General features: G+C 71.2%; 18 protein-coding genes and 1 pseudogene. 10 read left to right on the plus strand and 9 right to left on the minus strand.

Features of this window, described 5'->3' with window-relative positions:
• Window position 1: 1 nt before the first annotated feature.
• Complete coding sequence (locus ABT186_RS12705; protein WP_351221459.1) at window positions 2–973, minus strand: ABC transporter substrate-binding protein; 972 nt, start codon at window positions 971–973, stop codon at window positions 2–4.
• 141 nt (window positions 974–1,114) lie between these two features.
• On the opposite strand from ABT186_RS12705, the gene ABT186_RS12710 reads away from it, so the two are divergent.
• Together ABT186_RS12710 and ABT186_RS12715 are read left to right on the plus strand one after the other, a co-directional pair.
• Window positions 1,115–1,945: an alpha/beta fold hydrolase gene (locus ABT186_RS12710; protein ID WP_351221460.1), complete on the plus strand. Its 831-nt coding sequence runs from the start codon at window positions 1,115–1,117 to the stop codon at window positions 1,943–1,945.
• Window positions 1,942–3,207, plus strand: a complete 1,266-nt coding sequence (locus ABT186_RS12715) for a cytochrome P450 (RefSeq protein ID WP_351924957.1) — start codon at window positions 1,942–1,944, stop codon at window positions 3,205–3,207. Before ABT186_RS12710 ends, ABT186_RS12715 begins: the two co-directional genes overlap by 4 nt.
• A 31-nt stretch (window positions 3,208–3,238) precedes the next feature.
• Here the strand turns inward: ABT186_RS12715 and ABT186_RS12720 are convergent, their stop codons facing one another.
• The 3 genes from ABT186_RS12720 to ABT186_RS12730 are packed head-to-tail and all read right to left on the minus strand — an operon-like array spanning window position 3,239 to window position 6,774.
• Window positions 3,239–4,387 (minus strand): damage-control phosphatase ARMT1 family protein, encoded by a 1,149-nt coding sequence (locus ABT186_RS12720; protein WP_351924959.1) that lies wholly within the window; start codon window positions 4,385–4,387, stop codon window positions 3,239–3,241.
• The gene (locus tag ABT186_RS12725; RefSeq protein WP_351221463.1) at window positions 4,380–4,955 is read right to left on the minus strand and encodes a hypothetical protein; all 576 of its coding nucleotides are present in this window, start codon (window positions 4,953–4,955) and stop codon (window positions 4,380–4,382) included. Before ABT186_RS12725 ends, ABT186_RS12720 begins: the two co-directional genes overlap by 8 nt.
• Before the next feature lie 4 nt (window positions 4,956–4,959).
• Complete coding sequence (locus ABT186_RS12730; RefSeq protein WP_351924975.1) at window positions 4,960–6,774, minus strand: S8 family peptidase; 1,815 nt, start codon at window positions 6,772–6,774, stop codon at window positions 4,960–4,962.
• Window positions 6,775–7,226: 452 nt separating this feature from the next.
• On the opposite strand from ABT186_RS12730, the gene ABT186_RS12735 reads away from it, so the two are divergent.
• A complete protein-coding gene (locus ABT186_RS12735; protein WP_351924961.1) occupies window positions 7,227–8,117 on the plus strand; it encodes a lytic polysaccharide monooxygenase auxiliary activity family 9 protein in 891 nt (296 codons plus the stop codon).
• 51 nt (window positions 8,118–8,168) lie between these two features.
• Here the strand turns inward: ABT186_RS12735 and ABT186_RS12740 are convergent, their stop codons facing one another.
• On the minus strand, window positions 8,169–8,834 hold the full coding sequence (locus ABT186_RS12740) for a Tat pathway signal sequence domain protein (protein ID WP_351223763.1): 666 nt from the start codon (window positions 8,832–8,834) through the stop codon (window positions 8,169–8,171).
• Window positions 8,835–9,462: 628 nt separating this feature from the next.
• Here ABT186_RS12740 and ABT186_RS12745 point away from each other — a divergent pair.
• Together ABT186_RS12745 and ABT186_RS12750 are read left to right on the plus strand one after the other, a co-directional pair.
• The gene (locus tag ABT186_RS12745; protein ID WP_351223761.1) at window positions 9,463–10,140 is read left to right on the plus strand and encodes a DUF6230 family protein; all 678 of its coding nucleotides are present in this window, start codon (window positions 9,463–9,465) and stop codon (window positions 10,138–10,140) included.
• On the plus strand, window positions 10,140–10,559 hold the full coding sequence (locus ABT186_RS12750; RefSeq protein ID WP_351223759.1) for a DUF6114 domain-containing protein: 420 nt from the start codon (window positions 10,140–10,142) through the stop codon (window positions 10,557–10,559). Before ABT186_RS12745 ends, ABT186_RS12750 begins: the two co-directional genes overlap by 1 nt.
• Before the next feature lie 146 nt (window positions 10,560–10,705).
• Here the strand turns inward: ABT186_RS12750 and ABT186_RS12755 are convergent, their stop codons facing one another.
• The 3 genes from ABT186_RS12755 to ABT186_RS12765 form a co-directional block, all read right to left on the minus strand.
• Window positions 10,706–11,506 (minus strand): VOC family protein, encoded by an 801-nt coding sequence (locus ABT186_RS12755; RefSeq protein ID WP_351223757.1) that lies wholly within the window; start codon window positions 11,504–11,506, stop codon window positions 10,706–10,708.
• A gap of 160 nt (window positions 11,507–11,666) precedes the next feature.
• The gene (locus ABT186_RS12760) at window positions 11,667–12,170 is read right to left on the minus strand and encodes a hypothetical protein (RefSeq protein ID WP_351924963.1); all 504 of its coding nucleotides are present in this window, start codon (window positions 12,168–12,170) and stop codon (window positions 11,667–11,669) included.
• A complete protein-coding gene (locus ABT186_RS12765; RefSeq protein ID WP_351223753.1) occupies window positions 12,148–12,696 on the minus strand; it encodes an ATP-binding protein in 549 nt (182 codons plus the stop codon). The genes ABT186_RS12760 and ABT186_RS12765 overlap by 23 nt, the downstream gene beginning before the upstream one ends.
• Window positions 12,697–12,998: 302 nt before the next feature.
• Here ABT186_RS12765 and ABT186_RS12770 point away from each other — a divergent pair, with 302 nt between their 5' ends.
• The 5 genes from ABT186_RS12770 (at window position 12,999) to ABT186_RS12790 (ending at window position 17,460) form a co-directional block, all read left to right on the plus strand.
• Complete coding sequence (locus ABT186_RS12770) at window positions 12,999–13,874, plus strand: Sco1979 family transcriptional regulator (RefSeq protein WP_351924965.1); 876 nt, start codon at window positions 12,999–13,001, stop codon at window positions 13,872–13,874.
• A 26-nt stretch (window positions 13,875–13,900) separates the two neighbouring features.
• Window positions 13,901–14,113, plus strand: a complete 213-nt coding sequence (locus tag ABT186_RS12775) for a DUF397 domain-containing protein (protein WP_351223749.1) — start codon at window positions 13,901–13,903, stop codon at window positions 14,111–14,113.
• A gap of 110 nt (window positions 14,114–14,223) precedes the next feature.
• Window positions 14,224–15,039, plus strand: coding sequence for an SAM-dependent methyltransferase (locus ABT186_RS12780; RefSeq protein WP_351223747.1), 816 nt, complete (start codon window positions 14,224–14,226; stop codon window positions 15,037–15,039).
• Between the two features lie 64 nt (window positions 15,040–15,103).
• On the plus strand, window positions 15,104–16,336 hold the full coding sequence (locus tag ABT186_RS12785) for an ATP-binding protein (RefSeq protein WP_351223745.1): 1,233 nt from the start codon (window positions 15,104–15,106) through the stop codon (window positions 16,334–16,336).
• A complete protein-coding gene (locus tag ABT186_RS12790) occupies window positions 16,333–17,460 on the plus strand; it encodes a tetratricopeptide repeat protein (protein ID WP_351924967.1) in 1,128 nt (375 codons plus the stop codon). Before ABT186_RS12785 ends, ABT186_RS12790 begins: the two co-directional genes overlap by 4 nt.
• A gap of 115 nt (window positions 17,461–17,575) precedes the next feature.
• Here ABT186_RS12790 and ABT186_RS12795 read toward each other — a convergent pair.
• Window positions 17,576–18,412, minus strand: a pseudogene (locus ABT186_RS12795) (aromatic amino acid lyase); the annotation flags it as partial.
• Window positions 18,413–18,487: the final 75 nt, after the last annotated feature.

Below are 18,487 nucleotides of genomic sequence, written 5' to 3' on the forward strand. Positions count from 1 at the left end.
CTCACTTCACCACCAGCGCCCCGGGGTCGATGTCCTTCGTCAACAGGCCCTGTTCCCGCATCAGTCGGATGACCCGTCGCAGTTGCCCCGCGTCGGTCGTCGCCGGATAGGCCGGCAGATGGATCGACACGGCCTGGTCCGCGGTCACCTTGGTGTACGTGGGAAGCAGCTTGCGTACGGCGTCCGGGGACCGTGTCGCGATCACCGCGGCAGCGGCGACGGCACGCTGGAAGGCGGCCGCCGCCTTTGGGTTCCCGGCGGCGAACCGGCGCGTGGTGACGTACCCGCTGAGGGGGAGGGACTGCACCGGCGAGGACGCGCCGTCCAGGAGCACCCGTGCGCCGAGGTCCCTCTGCAGGGCGCTGTCGAACGGCTCGACCACGTGGACGGCGTCCACCTCTCCCTTCTCCAGGGCTGGTCCCATCTGCGGAAAGAGGATCTGCCGGTACACCGGCCGTCCGGCTCCCCGCGCGTCGAGGATCGTGTCCAGTGTGAGCGACTGGATGTTGTTGAGGATCTGGACGGCGACCTTCCTGCCCTTCAGGTCGGAGACGCTCTTGATCGCCGAATCCTTGGGCACCAGCACATCCATCATGTGCGGCGCGGCCCGGGCGCCCTCGGCGAGGATGCGCAGATCCAGCGTTCCCTTGTCATAGGCCTGCAGAAACGTCACATAGTTCGCGCTCGCGATGACGTCGACCTGGCCCTTGTTGAGCGCCGGCAGTGCCTGGATGCTCTGCTGGACCGGCTGGATGCGCACATCCAGCCCTTCCTTGCGGAACAGTCCTCGGTCCTGCGCCAGGTAGAGCGCCGCATCATCGGTGAGGGGAAGGGCCGCCACGGTGATCCGCTGCCGGCCGCCCTTGGAGGAGGCGGAGTTCCCGTCGCCGCCGCAGGCCGTGACGGTCAGGGTCAGGACGGCCAGGGCCGCCGCCAGTTTTCGCGTTCCGGATCGCAATCGACGTAACGCCATGCGCCCATGACTAGCAAGGAATTGGCATGATCACCACATATTGGCGCGTCAACCACTCGATCCTTGGAAAAACACGCAACGCAACCAGAGTGCTCCGCACGCCCCCTTGCCGCCCCGACTCCCCCCGGCCACGGTGGTCGCATGACCTCCTTCGTGCTGCCTCATGAAGTGCACGGCGACGGCGCCCACAAGGTGTTCGCGGTGCACGGCTGGTTCGCCGACCGCACCGCGTACGCGGCGGTGATGCCGGATCTCGACCGCGGTGACTTCACCTATGCACTGGTGGATCTGCGCGGATACGGGGCGGCGAAGGACGCGGCCGGTGCGTTCGGCACCGCCGAGGCCGCCGCCGACCTCGCCGAACTCGCCGACCGGCTGGGCTGGGAGCGGTTCTCGGTGATCGGGCACTCGATGGGCGGCACGGTCGCCCAGCGGCTGCTGGCACTCGCTCCGGAGCGTCTGCGCCGGATCGTCGGGGTCTCTCCGGTGCCGGCCTGCGGGCTGCGGCTGCCGGCCGAGCAGTGGGAACTGTTCGCGGACGCCGCGCACAAGCCGGAGAACCGCCGTGCCATCATCGACGTCACCACCGGCGGCCGGCGCCCGGCCGCCTGGCTGGACCGGATGGTCGCGCGTTCGCTGGCACACAGCGACGCGAAGGCGTTCCGGGGATGGCTGGACTCGTGGGCCGGGGAGGACTTCCACACCGAGGTCACGGGGTCGACGGTGCCCGCACTGGCCGTTGCGGGCGCGCTCGATCCCGCCCTCACGGCCGGGCTGCTGCGCGAGACCTGGCTGCGCTGGTATCCGCACGGCTCGCTCCTCGAACTGCCCACGGCCGGCCACTATGCGATGGACGAGGCGCCGCTCGACCTGATCCGCGCGGTGGAGGACTTCCTGCGCGCGGACGACGAGGACGCGATGGCGACACCGGCCGCCGGGGAGCCGGACGGCACGGAGGGCGGCGGAGCATGAGTGTCCGTGAGACCGCGCCGCCCGTCCCCGACGTCTTCGACCCCCGCCGTTACGCCGACGGGGTCCCCCATGCCGCGTACCGCACCCTGCGCGATCACCACCCGGTCGCCCGCCAGGAGGAACCGGAGGTGCTCGGGTGGCCCGCCGGGCCCGGATTCTGGGCGGTGACCCGGCACGCGGACGTCGTGCGCGTGCTCAAGGACTCGGCGACGTACTCCTCGCACCTCGGCGCCACCCAGATCCGCGACCCCGATCCGGACGACCTGCCGTTCATCCGGCGCATGATGCTCAATCAGGATCCGCCGTCCCATGGCCGGCTGCGGCGGCTGGTCAGCCGTGCGTTCACCCCGGGCCGCATCGACCGCTTCGCGGCCGTCGCACGCGAACGCGCCCGTTCCCTGTTCGCCGCCGCCCTGGACCGGGCGCGCTCGGGCGACGGCACCTGCGACATCGTCGCCACCGTCACCGACGACTACGCCGTTCTCAACCTCGCCGACCTGCTGGGCGTGCCCGCGTCCGACCGGGACCTGCTGCTGCACTGGACGCGGCGCGTGATCGGCTACCAGGACCCGGACGAGGCGGGCGAGCCCCTGCTGGACGCCGAGGGCCGGCCCGTCGATCCGCGTTCCCCGGCCGCCCTGCGGGACATGTTCGGGTACGCGCAGCAACTGGCCGCGTACAAACGGGACCACCCCGCGGACGACATCATGACCACGCTCGCCACCGACCCCGAACTCACCGGTCCCGAACTGGAGATGTTCTTCTTCCTGCTGACGATCGCGGGCAACGACACGGTACGCGGCGCGGCACCGGGCGGTCTTCTGGCGCTGGCCGAGCACCCGGCGGCCTACGACGAGCTGCGGGCCGGGCGCCACCACCTCCCGCTCGCCGTCGAGGAGTTGCTGCGCTGGCACCCGCCCGTGCTCAGCTTCCGGCGGACCGCCGTCCGCGACACCGAGCTGGCCGGGCAAGCCATCCGCGCGGGCGACAAGGTGGTCGTCTTCCACGCCTCCGCCAACCGGGACGAGCGCGTCTTCGCCGCACCGGACCGGCTCGACCTGTCCCGGACGCCGAACCCGCACGTCTCCTTCGGGGACGGCCCGCACGTCTGCCTCGGCGCGCACTTCGCCCGGCTGCAGCTGCGCGTGCTCTACGAGGAGGCGCTCGTGTCCCTGCCCGCGCCGCGCCTCGCCGCGCCGCCCGGACGGCTCGTGTCCAACTTCATCAATGGCATCAAGTCACTTCGCTTGTACCTGACTTGATAAGGCGTCATGTGTACTGACCAGACGGGCCTCACGGCTTGACCTGGATCAGCGCGTGCGTGCCGCTCGTCCGCCAGTGCTGTTCCTCGGCGGCGACCAGGGCCGCCTCGGTGGCCGGGTCCAGGCCGACGATCACATCGGACTTGAGGGTGCGCAGCGCCGCGACCGGGCCGGGGAACCAGTCCGTGGTGTCCGCGAACGACGTCGTGGGCGGGTGAAGCCGGTCGCCCACCAGACGGCGGTAGTTGAGGTCGCCCTTGAAGATCGTCAGGTCCGCCGCTGCGAACTGTGTGCGCAGGTCGTCCGGCATGTCCGCGTACGGCAGTGGCGCACAGGAGAAGGGGTGCGCCCGGACCTCGAGCCGACCGTCGGACATCGCCGACCACAGGCGCTCCCCGGCGTCGGCCGCGGTGCCCTTCGCACCGGTCAGCCGGCGTACCGCGTCCACGACGTCGGCCGTCGTGGCGTCCGAGATGTAGTAGGGGTACGCCTTCACATGCAGCAGGGCCCGGCGGGCCCGCCCGTGGCGGAGCAGATGATCGAGGAGGAGCAGGTCCGGGATCAGTTCGCGGCCCGCGTTGTCGGCGACCAGGCAGACGGTGTCGACGGGCAGCAGCGACCAGAGCACTTCGCTGTCGTCCGCGACGAGTTGGGAGACGGCGGTCGTGGCGCCGGGTGCGGAGAGCCGGAAGCCGAGGTCCGCGCGGTTGCCCCAGAGCGAACCGTGGAGCAGCGCCCGCGCCTCCTTTTCGGCCGGCTGCCCGGTGAGCCGGTCGAGCGCCGCCAGTTCCTCGTCCGTCTCCGGGGAGTCGAGTTCGGCCAGCTTGAAGGGCCTGAACGGGTCGATGCCCTGCCAGGCGCCGGGGCCGAAGAAGCCGACCGCTTGGAGGAGGTGGCGGTAGAAGTAGCTCTCCGACCAGAGGAAGGGGACCTCGAACCAGGACCGGCCGAGGTACTCCCGGGCGCCCCACGCCACCCACTGCTCGTCGTCCTCGGTGCCGAGCGGTTCGATGACGCCCTCGGTGGCGCTGGTCAGCAGGGCGTCGAGCGCACGCCGCTGCTCGGGGCCGTACGGGAAGGCGTCCCGCACCGTGCGGATGAGCGCGGGATGGCGGGCGGCGAGCACGCCGTGCGCGAAGGAGTCCGGCTCGTCGGCGAGGATCACGGGCGCGTCAGGCATGGTCTTGGGCTCCTCCAGGTCCGGTCAGGATCCCGGGAGGCACCTCCACGTCCTTGAACGGCTCCTCGAGCTGCTTCCCGTAGCCGGCCTCGGTCCACATGAACTTCTTGAACTGCTCCGGCGTCAGCAGACCCTGCCACGGAGTGCCGCCGGGGCAGAACACCGACGCGCATCCGGGGCAGTAGTACGCCGATCGCCACAGCACCTCGGCGCCCGGCTCGCCCGCCGCCACGATGGCCCGCTCACGGCCCTCGCCGCGGACCACGACGATCGTGCCGACGAACAGCAGCACGGCCAGCAGCGAGCCGCCGATCGTGTAGAGGGGCTTGTCGTTGTCGATGCCGCCGTAGGCGAGGGCGACGCCGATGCCGACCATCAGCATGCCCTCCAGGAAGTGCAGGCCCGTGTCGAACCGAGACGGCGCGTCCGGGGACCGCGCCAGCCGGTCGGCCAGTCCGTCGCGCATGGCCCCGTGGTCGGCGCAGATCTCCGGGACCGTCCGTGCCCCGGCCGAGCCGCAACCCGGACATATCACTTCAACTGCCTCTGGGGCGCTCTCGGTTGCCATGAGCCTACGCTAACGGCCGGCCGGGGTCCGCTCTCATCGGCCGGCCGCTTCGCGTGCGGGGTGACCCTCGCAGGGGTGGGGTGCCGGCGGGCTGGAAGGTGAGCTTCCAGCTGTTGAGGGTGCCGGTGTCCTGCGCGGCAACGTCCTGGACACGCAGCTTCCAGGTGCCGTTCGCGGCCTCGCTCGACGCATCGACCGTGTAGGTGGTCCTGACGTCGGCCGCGGAGTCCGAGCCGCTGGAGGACTTCAGGCGGTACGTCGAACCGTCCGGGGCGACCAGGTCGATCACCAGGTCACCGCGGTAGGTGTGGGTGATGTCGACGGCGACCTTCAGGGTCGAGGGCGCGTTCCCGCTGATCCCGCTGACGGCGATCGGGGACTCGATGGCCGCGCCCGCGTCCGGGACGGAGACGGAGGAGGTGCTGGTGAAGGTGGTGCCCCCCGTGGAACCGCCGGAGCCGCTCACCGCCTGCACCGTCCTGGCCGCGTCCGCGAGCCCCGCACCGCAGCCGCCCGAGCACGTGCCGGGAATCGCACGGGCGTTGGCCTTGATCGCCGACTCGATCTGCGCCGGAGTGAGCGACGGGTTCGCCGACTTCACCAGCGCGGCCAGACCGGCGATGTGCGGGGTGGCCATGCTGGTGCCCTGGTAGTAGGCGTATGACTCCGAGGACGGGGCCTTGGTGCCGGAGTTCAGCGTGGAGAGGATGCCGTTCGCGGTCCCGGTGCTGGTCTGGCCGCCGGGCGCCGCGATGTCCACGACCGAGCCGTAGTTGGAGTACGAGGCCCGCGAGCCGGAGCGGTTGGTGGCCGCCACCGTGATGACGTTGTTGCAGCTCGCCGGGGAGTGGTTGGCGGCGTTGTCGTTGTCGTTGCCCGCGGCCACGACGACCGTCGTCCCCCGGCCGACGGCGGCGTTGATCGCGCTCTGCGTCGCCGAGGTGCAGGTGCCCGAACCGCCGAGGCTCATGTTGATGACCTCGGCGACGTTGGTGTTGGCGGGGACGCCGGCGACCGAGCCGCCGGACGCCCAGGTGATGGCGTCGATGATGTCGGAGTCGTAGCCGCCGCACTTGCCCAGGACGCGCAGCGGGGAGATCTTCGCGCCGTACGCGATGCCCGCGATGCCCTTGCCGTTGCCCGTGACGGCGGCGATGGTGCCCGCGACGTGCGTGCCGTGCCAGGAGGAGCCGCTCGCCGGGGATCCGGTGCCGCACTCCCCCGCGGCGGTCCAGTCGCCGGGGTCGGCGGGGTTGCCGTCGCGTCCGTCGCCGTCGTTGGAGACCGCGGTGTCGGAGATGAAGTCGTAGCCGCCGACGATGTTCGCGGCGAGGTCGGAGTGGGCGACGTAGCCGGTGTCGATGACGGCCACCGTGACGCCGCTGCCCGTCGAGGTCGGCCAGGCACCCGGCACGTTCATACCGGCCGTGGACTCGTACAGGTCCCACTGCTTGCCGTACTCGGTGTCGTTCGGGTCCGCCTGGGGCTTGTTGAGGCGGTCCGGCACGGCGTATGCGACCTGCGGGTCGGCCTTGTACTCGGCGATGACGTCGGCGACCGCGGCCTTGCTGAGCCTGTCGCCGAGGTCGACCAGGGCGGCGCCGGTGCCGAGGCGGCGCTGGAAGCCGAGGTCCTCGCCGGTCTCCCTGCCCTTCGCTGCGGCATCAGCGGAGGCGGCCTTGTTGGAGGTCGCCTCCGTGGCTCCCGGCTTGTAGCCGACGATGAGGCGCTCGGCCGGGGCGGCGGTCGCCTCGGCGGCGAGCCGGACGGTGTCGGTGACGGTGCCGGTGGGCGTCTGAGCGGCGGCCGAGGTGGTCATTCCGGCCAGCAGCGCGGTGGCGGCCGCGGCGACGGATATCGAAGTCCACCGGTCGGCGCATCTGAGGGGGGTACGCAAAGGGCTTGCCTTTCCTCGCCTGCTCCGGCGGGCAGCTCGGAGCAGCGGTCGGGAGCGCTTCGTCGTCGAAGCGGCAGGGGTGGGGGTGGTGCGGGAAGGGCACAACGGCCGGCCATGCGCGAGCCACCCGTTCCAGGGGTTACCTGTGGGTCGGCTGTGCTCGAACGATAGGCAAAGGGCGAGTAATGCGGATACAGGGGAAACCCTCGATCCGACCGAGAACCAACCCTCGACACAGGCTGGTTGACGTCTCCGTTCGTCTTCGCGAGAGGGCGGAATGTCCGACGCGGAGGTCGTGTGTCTGAACACGCGCCGCCGTTTCCCCGTACTCCTCGACACGCGCCCGCCCACCCGATGTGCCCTGGAGACACCGGATGACCGCACACCGCACCGTCGCCGTGGCCGCCGCCGCCATGGCGGCCACGCTGCTGCCGGCGACCCCGGCGCTCGCCCACGGCGCCCCCACGGATCCGGTCAGCCGGGTCGTCGCCTGCTCGCCCGAGGGCGGCGCCGACGCGCGGACCGCGGCGTGCCGTGCGGCGATCGCGGCGAACGGCGCGCCGTTCACGGCCTGGGACAACCTGCGGGTCGCCGACGTGAACGGCAGGGACCGGCAGCTGATCCCCGACGGGCGGCTGTGCAGCGGAGGGCTGCCCGCCTACAAGGGCCTCGATCTGGCGCGCTCCGACTGGCCGTCGACACGGCTGACGCCCGGCGCGTCGCTGACGATGGCGTACAGCTCGACGATCCCTCACACGGGCAAGTTCAAGCTGTACCTGACGAAACAGGGGTACGACCCCACGAAGCCACTGACCTGGTCCGACCTCCCGACGAAGCCGTTCGCCCAGGTCACGGACCCGCCGCTGACGAAGGGCGCGTACCGGATCGGCGCGAAGCTCCCGGCGGACCGGTCGGGGCACCACATCCTGTACACGATCTGGCAGAACACGAGCACCACGGACACGTACTACTCGTGCTCGGACGTGGTGTTCACGGCATCCGGCACGTCCGGCGCCTCGGGCACGGCCAAGGGCAAGAGCTCGTCGAGCAGCACACCCACACCCTCGCCGTCACCGAGCGAGCCGACGGCGAGTGCCTCTCCGTCACCGAGCGACCCGGCGACCAGCGTGCCCGGCACCCCGGCGGCGGCCACCGCGCCTGGCTCCGGCAGCGGACCGTCGATGCCGCTGCTGGCGGGCGGCGCCGCGGCGGTCGTGGTGCTCGCCGGGGGCGCCGCCCTGACACTGCGCCGTCGGCGCGGATGACAACGGCCGCTCCCGGCTCCGCCGGACCGGGAGCGGCCGTCGATCGGGGCGTCAGTTGACGTAGACCGCCGGGCTGCCCGACTGGCCGGTGTCGCTGACCGGGGCGTACTTCGCCGTGAAGTAGCCGTTGCTGAAGCACAGGGACGAGCCGGACGACTTGGTGAACTGCTGGTTGGTGAAGGCGATGCTGTTGTCGGTGTTGCTCGCCGTGCCGGTCAGGCTCGGGGCCTGGTAGACGCAGGTGATCGAGCCGAGCAGGGTGCGCAGCTTGACCGTGGTCTGGATGGTGGAGCCGGCGGCCGGGGTGACGGTGACCGTGCCGTCGGAGGCGACCGTGGTGGTGTAGGGCAGGTGGTCGACGGTGATGCTGCTGACGCCCAGGACGCCGATGACGTTGCTGGTGCAGCTGCTGCTGTCGAAGGTGTGGCCGGTCAGCGACTCGGTGGCGGTGCCGCCCGCGGCCGGGTTGTCGGTGACGGTCGCGGTGAACGTGGACGTGCCGCAGGAGACGCCGCTCGTGCCGGTGGCGCTGGAGTAGAGCGTGGCCGCCGTGCCACTGGCGAGCGACGCGTTGAGGACGTCGCCGACGGCGACGGCGGTGCCGCCCGCGCTGCCGGTGGTGAGCACCGCGCCGTCCGCGGACGCGGGGGAGGCCGCGGCCACGGCGAGGGCCGCGGCGGCGCCGGCGACGGCGAGCAGGGATCGGGTCGTACGCATGGGGGTGCCTCTTCTCCGAAGTGGGGCTGTGCGAGTGGTGAGTGCCGCTGCCGGCCCGTGACGCCTTCTCCGTACGTGACGGGACGGCAGCGACAGCCGGGCCACCGGGACGGTCCGCGGACAGGGGTGAAGCCGACCGTGCCGGTGCCGCGGAGGGGTACTGGATCGCGGCTGAATGTGAAGAATCCGTGCAGGCACCGCGCGTGCAGAGGTGTCACGAATGCCCCAGGAGGACGGGGCCGGGAGAGTGACGTGCGCCGTGCGACGGATCCGGCGCCACGGATCCGTGGGAAAACAGTGGATGTTGTAGACCTGATAAACCATCAACGTCAAGACGGGTCAACCAAGTTGAGGGTGCGAGTCGCCGCGGTGCAGGTGGGCCGGGGGTTTCACTGCGGGGCGCCGGCGACCCCCGGACACAGGCATCACACAATCAACACGCTTTTGCCACAACTCTCTTGACCCTCGAGTGTAACCACCGGTAACTTCCTCGCCGGTAACTGCCGCGCCACGAGCAAGCCCTTGCATACGCCGGGAGGTGTGAGGAGGCGTGCGCGGCAGCCGCTGTCCGCGCCAGGACAACGTGCCAGCGAAGCCCTACTTGCATTGACTATGCCCAGGAGCAGACATGGCCTCGTCCTCGGACGCCACGGCGTCCCCCGGTTCCACCCCTGAGCCCCCGGAAAGCGGTTCCGCCGCCGACGGATCGCCCGAAAGACGCGGGCGGGTCCGCCTGCGCCGCGCCGCAGTGATGGCGGTGCCTGCCACCGCGATCGCCGCGGGTCTCGGGATCATGACCGCCCAGGGAGCGCTGGGTGTGCAGTTCGCCATCTCCGGTATGCCGTTCACGGTCACCGCCACGGACCTCAACGGCACCGGCTTCGAGCAGTTCGGTAACCTCGACAACATGGCCGACGGCAGCCCGAACGCCGGCGACACCGGCGGTCAGGCGCTGGTCGTCACCTCCGCGATCAAGAACGCCACGCTCACCGACCTGTGCCAGAGCGTCGACCTCGGTGGCACGAACCTGCTGATCAAGGCGGGCTGGGGCAAGGACAAGGTGATCGCGGCCGATCTGACCACCGACTCGACCGCACTGTCCGGCGACGCCGACTTCAACAAGATCGAGATCGGCAACGACGCGAGCACGCTGAACAAGGCCGGGGTGCAGGGCAACAAGGGCGTCTTCAGCCAGCAGGCCGACACCGTCCACATCGCCAAACTGCGGCAGACCAACTACGCCACCACGGCAGGCGTGTTCAAGCTGCCCGGGCTCAAGCTCAGCTTCAGCGACACGGGCTGCTGATGGCGAGCGGGTGGAGGGCCGACTTCCGGCGGTGGCGCGCGGACCGGCCCTTCTGGGGCGGACTGCTGCTGACGCTGGGCGGGGCGGAGATCCTCCTGACGGAGAAGGCGTCGCTGAAGGTGGTCATGCACATCGGCATGCAGGGCCTGGCGGGGTATCTGCTGCCGACGGTGATGCTGCTCTGCGGTCTGCTGATCCTCTTCAACCCGACCCAGCGCCTTTTCTACTCGATCATCGGCGTCCTGGTCTCGCTGGGCACCTGGCTCACGTCCAACCTGGGCGGCTTCATGATCGGCCTGCTGCTGGGTGTGACGGGCAGCTGTCTGGCCTTCGGCTGGCTGCCGGACCAGGAGCCCCGCCAGGGCGCCCGGCGCCGCCGTCGTACGCACTCCCCCACCATCGACTCGGCCACGTCCTGACCCCTCGGCGAGTGGGTTCTGTCGCCCCGCCCCCACACCACAACGGGGCTTCCACCGCATCCCGCTCGCCGAGGCCGTACGACCGCCACGCCCGCGGCGCCGGGCCGGCGGTCCGGCTTTCCCGTCGGGCGCCGCCGCCAGGCGGCTCAGTGCTCCCGCTCGGCGGTCACGGTGAAGCGTGCGCCGTCCGGGTCGGCCAGGATCGCCTCCTCGTCGCCCTTTTCCCACTGCAGGACGTCCCCGCCGTGGTCGCGGGCGATCCGGACACAGGCATCGACGTCGGCGACCGCGAAGTGGATCTGCCAGTGCGGGCGGATCGTGGGGTCGGGTGCCGCCTCCACGGCGCCCGAGTGGATCCGCGCCACCACCGCCCCGCCACTGCGCAGCACGACCTCGTCGCCGTCGTAGTGCACCTCGCAGCAACCGGTGCTCTCGGAGGCCCAGCCGAGGACCTCCCCGTAGAAGATGGCGGCGTCGAAGGCGTTGCGCGTGTGCAGCCGGATGAAGATGGGGGCGGCCTCGCGCCACTCCTCCCAGCCCGTCACGAGCCGGCCCTCCCAGATGCCGAAAACGGCTCCGTCACGGTCGGCGAGCAGGGCGGCACGCCCGGGCGGGAAGGCGATCGGCCCCACGGCCGTCGTCCCGCCGCGCTCACGGGAGCGGGCCGCGGCCTCGTCGGCGCTGGAGACCGCGAAGTACGGCGTCCACGCGACGGCCATCTGCCACATCGAGGCCACGGCGGCTATCCCTGCGACGGGCACCCCGTCCGCCAGCGCCACCCGGAACCGGTCGCCCAGGCTGTTCGGCCGCCATTTCCAGCCGAACACAGCCCCGTAGAACGCCTCGGCGGCCTCGACGTCGCGCGTGGTCAGACTGACCCAGCACGGTGCGCCGAACACCGGCTGACTGGAGACTCCCCCCTCGCTGCGTGTCTCGTTCTTGACCATGACCACACCGCCCGGTTCCGAGGAGGAGGCGCCGGCACCTCCCCCGTCGTTCGCTCAGAGCACCCGGGTACCCCGATCGCACCCCTGCAAGGATGCGCCACCGTGCGCCCGGCGTCATCCGGAGACGGACCGGGCGGGGCGCCCGAGGCCCGGAACCGCCTCAGGCGCCGACGCCCAGCGACCAGCGCGGGGTGCTCCCGGCAAGACAGCAGGCGAGGAAGTACAGTGGGATGGGGGGCGTGTACGGAGAGTCACCGTCCGGACGGTGGATCAGCAGGGGAGGTCCGGGGCGGGGTCCGCTCCAGGAGGGGTCGAAGCCCGCGTCGGTCGCCGGGCCCCCGTAGGCGCCCACGTATGCGCCGACCGCGTAGCTCGTCGACGTCGGCCAGGTGACACCTATGTCGGAGCCCGACGGGACGATCCACCACCAGCGCAGGTCGTCGGCGAAGACGCAGCCGACCCGGGGCAGACAGTTCATGATCCGTTCGCCGTGTTCCCTGGGGGTGCCCACGGCGTCGTATCCGAGGGCGGCGGTCAGTTCCTCCGGGAGGGCCAGACGGCCGGGGCGTGCGGGCAGGAGACCCGTGGACGGGAGCGACGGGAGCGACGGGAGCGACGAGTACGAGGGGAGCGGCAGCGGGTCAGAGGCGTGCAGTCGTTCCATGGGGTGGCGGTCCTTCGGCCGGGTGGGGGGCGGGCCTGAGGTGCGGGACGGGTGGCGGGCCGGTCGCGGCCGCTTCGCCGGGCTCCGGTACGAGTTCGGCCCAGACGACGCGCCCCGGCCCGTGCGGGGCGTCGCGCACGCCCCAGTCGCTGCTCAGCACCCCGACGAGCACGAGCCCCCGGCCACCCGAGTCGTCCGGGCAGGCCTGTCGCGGCACAGGCAGGGTCTCGGCTCGGTTCTCGTCCTCGACCTCGATGTGCAGCCGCAGGCCGTCGGTGCGCACGCGGCAGACGATCCGTTCGCTGGCGGCGTGCATGACCGCGTTGGTGACGAGTTCGGAGGTCACCAGAACGGCGTTCTCGGTCGTCTCCCCACCGGTGTCCCAACGGCGCAGCAGTCCGCGGACGGTGCTGCGCGCCACGCTCACCGCCGCGGGGACGGCCGGGAGTTCGAAGACATCGGATCTATGCGGTGTGGCACCCCCGGGCAGGCGGCCCAGGGATTGGGGGAGAGAGGGCGGAGCCATCGCCGTTCGCCTTTCGTCTGCCTGGGCACCCTGGCCGGTACCCACCGTCGGACGCCACGGCGAGCGCTCCGTACGCCTCGCGCCGCATGCACCGATTTCCAGCCCCGTCTCCCCCAACTGGGCTGCTCAGCACCTTCGTTCACTGACTTCCGACGGTATGAACACTGTGGCACCTGGCAACAACGCCTCGCAACCAGCAAGTTGAAAATTGCAATTCGCCGGGTGCATGCTGCTCCCGTCGTCGGATGATCGTGACAGACTGCGACCGTGCATCCCGTGCATCCTGTGCGAGGGGGGTAGGCGTGACCGCGGAAACCGACTGGGGCGGTGCCCCTACCGTCCTGCGTATGATCCTCGGCCGCCAGCTGGAGGAACTGCGGACGCGGGCCGGGCTCACATACGAGCAGGCCGCCGAGGCGATCGGCGTCAGCCACTCCACGATCCGCCGTATGGAGGCCGCCAAGGTGGCTCGGCTGCGGCTCACGGACGCCGAGAAGCTTCTGCAGACGTACGGCGTCACGGACCAGCAGGAGATCGACACCTTCCTGAAGTCGGTCCGCGAGGCCAACAAGCGCGGCTGGTGGCACACCTACCGCGATGTGCTGCCGGACTGGTTCGCCGCCTATCTGAGCCTGGAGCAGGCCGCGCTGCAGATCCGCGCGTACGAGGCCGAGTTCGTGCCCGGTCTGCTGCAGACGGAGGCCTACGCGCGCGCCCTGCTGAGCGCCGGCAATCCGCACGCTCCGGCCGAGGCGACCGAGCGACGGGTGGCGCTGCGCATGCGGCGGCAGGAGCTGCTGTCGCGGCCCTCGCCGCCGCGCGTGTGGATCGTGATGGACGAGACGGCGCTGCGCTGGCCCGTCGGCGGCCCCGAGGTGATGCGTGCCCAGATCGACCATCTGATCGCGATGAACGCGCTCCCCCATGTCACCCTGCAGATCATGCCGTTCAGCAACGGCCCGCACCCGGCCATGCGCGCCGGTGCGTTCCATCTCTTCCGGTTCAGGGCACCCGAGTTGCCGGACATCGTGTACCTGAGCGGCCTCGTGGGCGCCGTCTACCTCGACAAGGCGGACGACGTCGTGGTCTACCGCGAGGCCCTGGACCGGTTGGGGGCGCAGTCCGCGCCCGCACGGAAGACCGAGGCCGTCCTCGGTGCGATACGCAAGGAGTTGTGACAGTGCACCACCCCATACGTAGTTGCATGCCGTCCCACACCCTCGGCAGCCGCGGCTGGTCCAAGCCCTGGAGCGACGACGCGGGCGGCGCCTGCGTGGAGGCGAAGAAGCTGGCCGACGGCAGTGTGGCGCTGCGGCAGTCCACGGACCCCGAGGGCCCGGCGCTGGTCCTCACTCCGAAGGAGCTGGCGGGATTCCTGGCGAGTGTGAAGGCGGGCGAGGCCGACTTCCTCCTGTGACGCGCTGCTTTCTATCCATGCGATTCCCCTGTGCTTTCCCCATTGACCGCTCGTTTCCCTTAGCCCACTGACCCACCCCACCCAACGAGACCTGTGAACAGGAGGCGGCGTTGCCCGACAACGGATGGCCGGCCGACCGCATCGACACCGAGAGCGCGCACTCCGCGCGCATTTACGACTACATCCTCGGCGGAAAGGACTACTACCCCGCCGACAAGGAGGCGGGCGACGCCATGGCCCGGGAGTGGCCCGCGCTCCCCATCCATATGCGCGCCAACCGCGACTGGATGAACCGGGCGGTGCGCTGGCTGGCCGAGAAGGCGGGGATACGCCAGTTCCTGGACATCGGCACCGGCATCCCCACCTCCCCCAACCTCCACGAGATCGCCCAGTCCGTCGCTCCCGAGTCCCGGGTCGTGTACGTCGACAACGACCCGATCGTGCTCACGCTCTCCCAGGGCCTGCTGGCCAGCACGCCCGAGGGGAAGACGTCGTACATCGAGGCCGACTTCCGGGACCCGGAGGCCATCCTGGGCGCCCCCGAATTTCTGGAGACCCTCGATCTCGACCAGCCGGTCGCTCTCACCGTCATCGCGATCGTCCACTTCATCCTGGACGAGGACGACGCGGTCGGCATCGTGCGCCGTCTGCTCGAACCGCTGCCGTCCGGAAGCTATCTGGCGATGACCATCGGTACGGCCGAGTTCGCGCCGGAGGAGGTGGGGCGCGTCGCCCGCGAGTACGCGGCGCGCAAGATGCCGATGCGGCTGCGGACGATCGATGAGGCCCACGAGTTCTTCGAGGGCCTGGAGATGGTGGAGCCCGGCGTGGTCCAGGTGCACAAGTGGCACCCGGACGGCACCGGGGAGCAGGGCATCCGGGACGAGGACATCGCGATGTACGGCGCGGTGGCCCGGAAGGCCTGAGCCTCGCACCGCAGTTGAGGGGGAGGCCGAAGGCCGCGCTCACCGCTTCCGTAGGGTGGACGCCATGCCGGACGACTCCCCCTTGATCCATAGCCTGCGCGCGGCGGTCGCGGCGGCGCCCGCCGATGTTCCGCTGCGACTGCACCTGGCGGAACTCCTCCTGAACGAAGGGCAGCACGAGGCGGCCGTCGCCGAGGTCGCCGTCGCCCTTCAGCACGCGCCCGGTGACGCCAAGGCGCGGGACCTCATGACCCGCGCCATGGGCGTGCCGCAGCAGCCCGCGCCGGACCCCGCGGGCGGGGGCGGCTTCGACTGGCGGGCCGCCGAGGAGCAGGTCGGCGACGTCGTACCGCCGCGGTTCGTGGAAGCCCCCCTCGCGGCGGACGGAGAGGGCGACCCGGGTGAGGCCTCCGCGTGGGACGTGGACGCGCCCGGCACCGTCCGCCTGGCCGACGTCGGCGGTATGCAGGAGGTCAAGGACCGCCTGGAGGCGGCCTTCCTCGCGCCCATGCGCAACCCCGAACTGCGCAGGCTGTACGGCAAGAGCCTGCGCGGCGGCCTTCTGCTCTACGGGCCGCCCGGCTGCGGCAAGACGTTCATCGCGCGGGCCGTCGCCGGTGAACTCGGCGCGAGTTTCCTGTCCGTGTCGGTCAACGACATCCTCGACATGTGGATCGGCAACTCCGAGCGCAATATGCACCAGGTCTTCGAGACCGCGCGCCGGAAGGCGCCGTGCGTGGTCTTCCTCGACGAGCTCGACGCACTCGGTGCCAAGCGCAGCCGGACCGCGAACAGCGGTATGCGCAACACGGTCAACCAGTTGCTCACCGAGCTGGACGGCATCGACTCCGCTGCCAACGAGGGCGTGTTCGTGCTGGCCGCGACCAACGTCCCCTGGGACGTGGATCTCGCCCTGCGCCGTCCGGGCCGCCTCGACCGCACACTGCTGGTCCTGCCGCCCGACGCCCCGGCCCGCGAGGCGATCATCCGCTACCACCTGCGGGACCGTCCGATCGAGAACGTCGATCCGGTCCGGCTCGCCAAGGCGACCGACGGGCTGTCCGGGGCCGATCTCGCCCATGTGTGCGAGGCCGCGGCCGAGCGTGCCCTGCTCGACTCGGCGCGCACGGGCACGGTTCGTATGATCGGCATGAAGGACCTGCTGGCCGCGGCACAGGAGGTGGTTCCGTCCAGCGAACCGTGGTTCGCCGCCGCCCGGAACGTGGCGATGTTCGCCAACGAGGGCGGGATGTACGACGACCTGGTGGCGTATCTGAAGAAGAAGAGGAAGCTGTGACCACCGCGCACCCGGCTCTGGCGCGGGCCGACGGGCTCATCGAACTCCAGCGGTACGACGAGGCCGCGGCGCTGCTGGGGCGACGGGTCGCCGAGGATCCCGGTGATCTGCGCGCCTGGGTGAAGCTCGCCCGCTGTCTGCTCGCGGACCAGCAGCCGCAGAAGGCGCTCGAAGCGAGCTCCGAGGCGCTCAAGCTGGACCCGCACGACGTGGACGCGCTCATCATGCACGCGGACGCCCTGCGGAGGGCGAGCGGCCGCTTCGAGGAGGCCGAGGCCGCGCTGCGCGAGGTGGTGCGCCTCGCACCCGAGTACTGGTACGGGTATGCGAAGCTCGCCGACCTGGTGTTCCGCAGCCGCATGGTCCGCTACGCCCAGGCGCACGGAAAGAACCGGATCGAGACCCACGAGGTGGACCGCGAGTCCAGGGAGGCGGCCGAGCTGGCCATGGAGGCGCTGCGGCTCGGCCCCGAAGAGGTCTACGCCCATGAGGTCGCACAGTTCATCGCCTCCCTGGCGGGCAACGGGACCGTCGCCGCACAGCTGGACGAGGCCATTCTCCGGCTCGATCCCCAGCACGCGGAGGCCCTGGCCCGCCGGACCGACAAGGCCGCGAAGGCGGCCGGTGTCAGGGCGACCGAGGCAGCCACGCTGTACGCGGACGCGCTGGCGGCAGCCCCGCAGTCCTCCCATTCGGGGTGGATGCGGAGCGGCCTCGACAGCGCCACCTACCGCCTGCTGCGCGGCACCCGCTGGCTCGCCCTGCTCTGTCTGGCCCTCGCCGGCACCGGCGTCGGTCTGTTCGCCGACGGCAAGGCGCCGCGGGAGCTGCCGTTGCCCCTGGGCCAGCGGCTGTGGGACCTCGTGCCCATGACGGCGATCTGGGTCGTGGGCGCGCTGCTGCGCTACCGCCGACTGCGCGCGGGCGTCCGGGTCAACATCCGTCCGGTGATCCGCCGCCGCAGGTGGGCTCGTGTGGTCCTGGCCCAGGCGGCCTGGACGATGCTCTGCGCGCTGCTGATCACCCAGGTGCCGTGGACGGAGCGGACGATACCGCAAGTGCTGTTCTGGGCGGGCCTGTTGCCCACGCTGGCGACCATCTGGTTCGACCGGAACAAGAACTGAGCCGTCCACTGCCGTCGGGAAGCGCGGCGACGGGACGCCGGGCGGGGTGCCGTACGACCACGCAGGCCGGATGCCCAAGGCCCACTCGGCCGACGCAAAGGCGGAGCAACCGTCGTCACACCTCGGCGAGCGCAGGCAGCAGCTCGGCCGCCGCCGTCACGTCACCGGTCAGCGGGCGGTCCTCGGTACCCGGCGGAAGGGCGGCCGCGGCCACCGTGAACGCCGGGACGGCGGGCGGGGTGGGGTGCAGTCGCAAGGCGCGTACGGCCACGACCAGTTCGCAGGCCAGGACCGTGCGGTAGGCGTCCGTGGCGCGAAGGGTCTGGCGGGCGGCCTGGGAGGCGAAGCTGGCGGCCTCCTCCAGGCCCTGTGAGAGGACCGCGTGCCCGGCCGACGCGGGTGCCGCGCAGGTACGCAGCTCGGCGAGCGCGGAGCCCGCGGTGTACTCCAGGATCATCGTGCCCGAGCTGCTCGCGGGCCCCGAAGTGAGGTACGCGGGCAGCCCGGTGAGGTCCGGCCGGCCGAGCGCTGCCAGCCGTGCGGCGGACAGCTGAGCGGTCCCCAGGAGGGCCAGACACAGCCCGTCCAGGGCCAGCGCGAGCGGCGCGGCGAAGAAGCCACCGTGGTGGTGGGCCGTGCCGTCCTCGCCGATCAGCGGGTTCTCCGAGGGGCAGTTGACCTCCGCCTCGACGATCCGCCGCAGTGCCTCGGCGGCCTCCAGGGCGGGCCCGTGCACCTGGGGGAAAGCCCGGAAGCCGTACGGGTCCTGGATCCGCCCCTGCGACGGTTCCGGCCGGTCGGGGGCGCCGAGCAGCCGTCGTACCTCCGCGGCGGCGCGGGCCGGGCCCGGGTAGGGGCGTACGGCGTGCACCGGGGCCGCGTACGCCTCCAGGGAGCCGGACACGGCGGCCAGCGACAGGGCCGCCACCGCATGCGTGGCGTGCAGCAGCACAGTTCATCGTTCTTTGGTTGTGAACGATGGAAGCCGCCGTTTTCTTTCGGCGCGATACAAGCTACGCAATTCGAC

Source organism: Streptomyces sp. NPDC001634, from assembly GCF_040298185.1.
Taxonomy (GTDB): domain Bacteria; phylum Actinomycetota; class Actinomycetes; order Streptomycetales; family Streptomycetaceae; genus Streptomyces.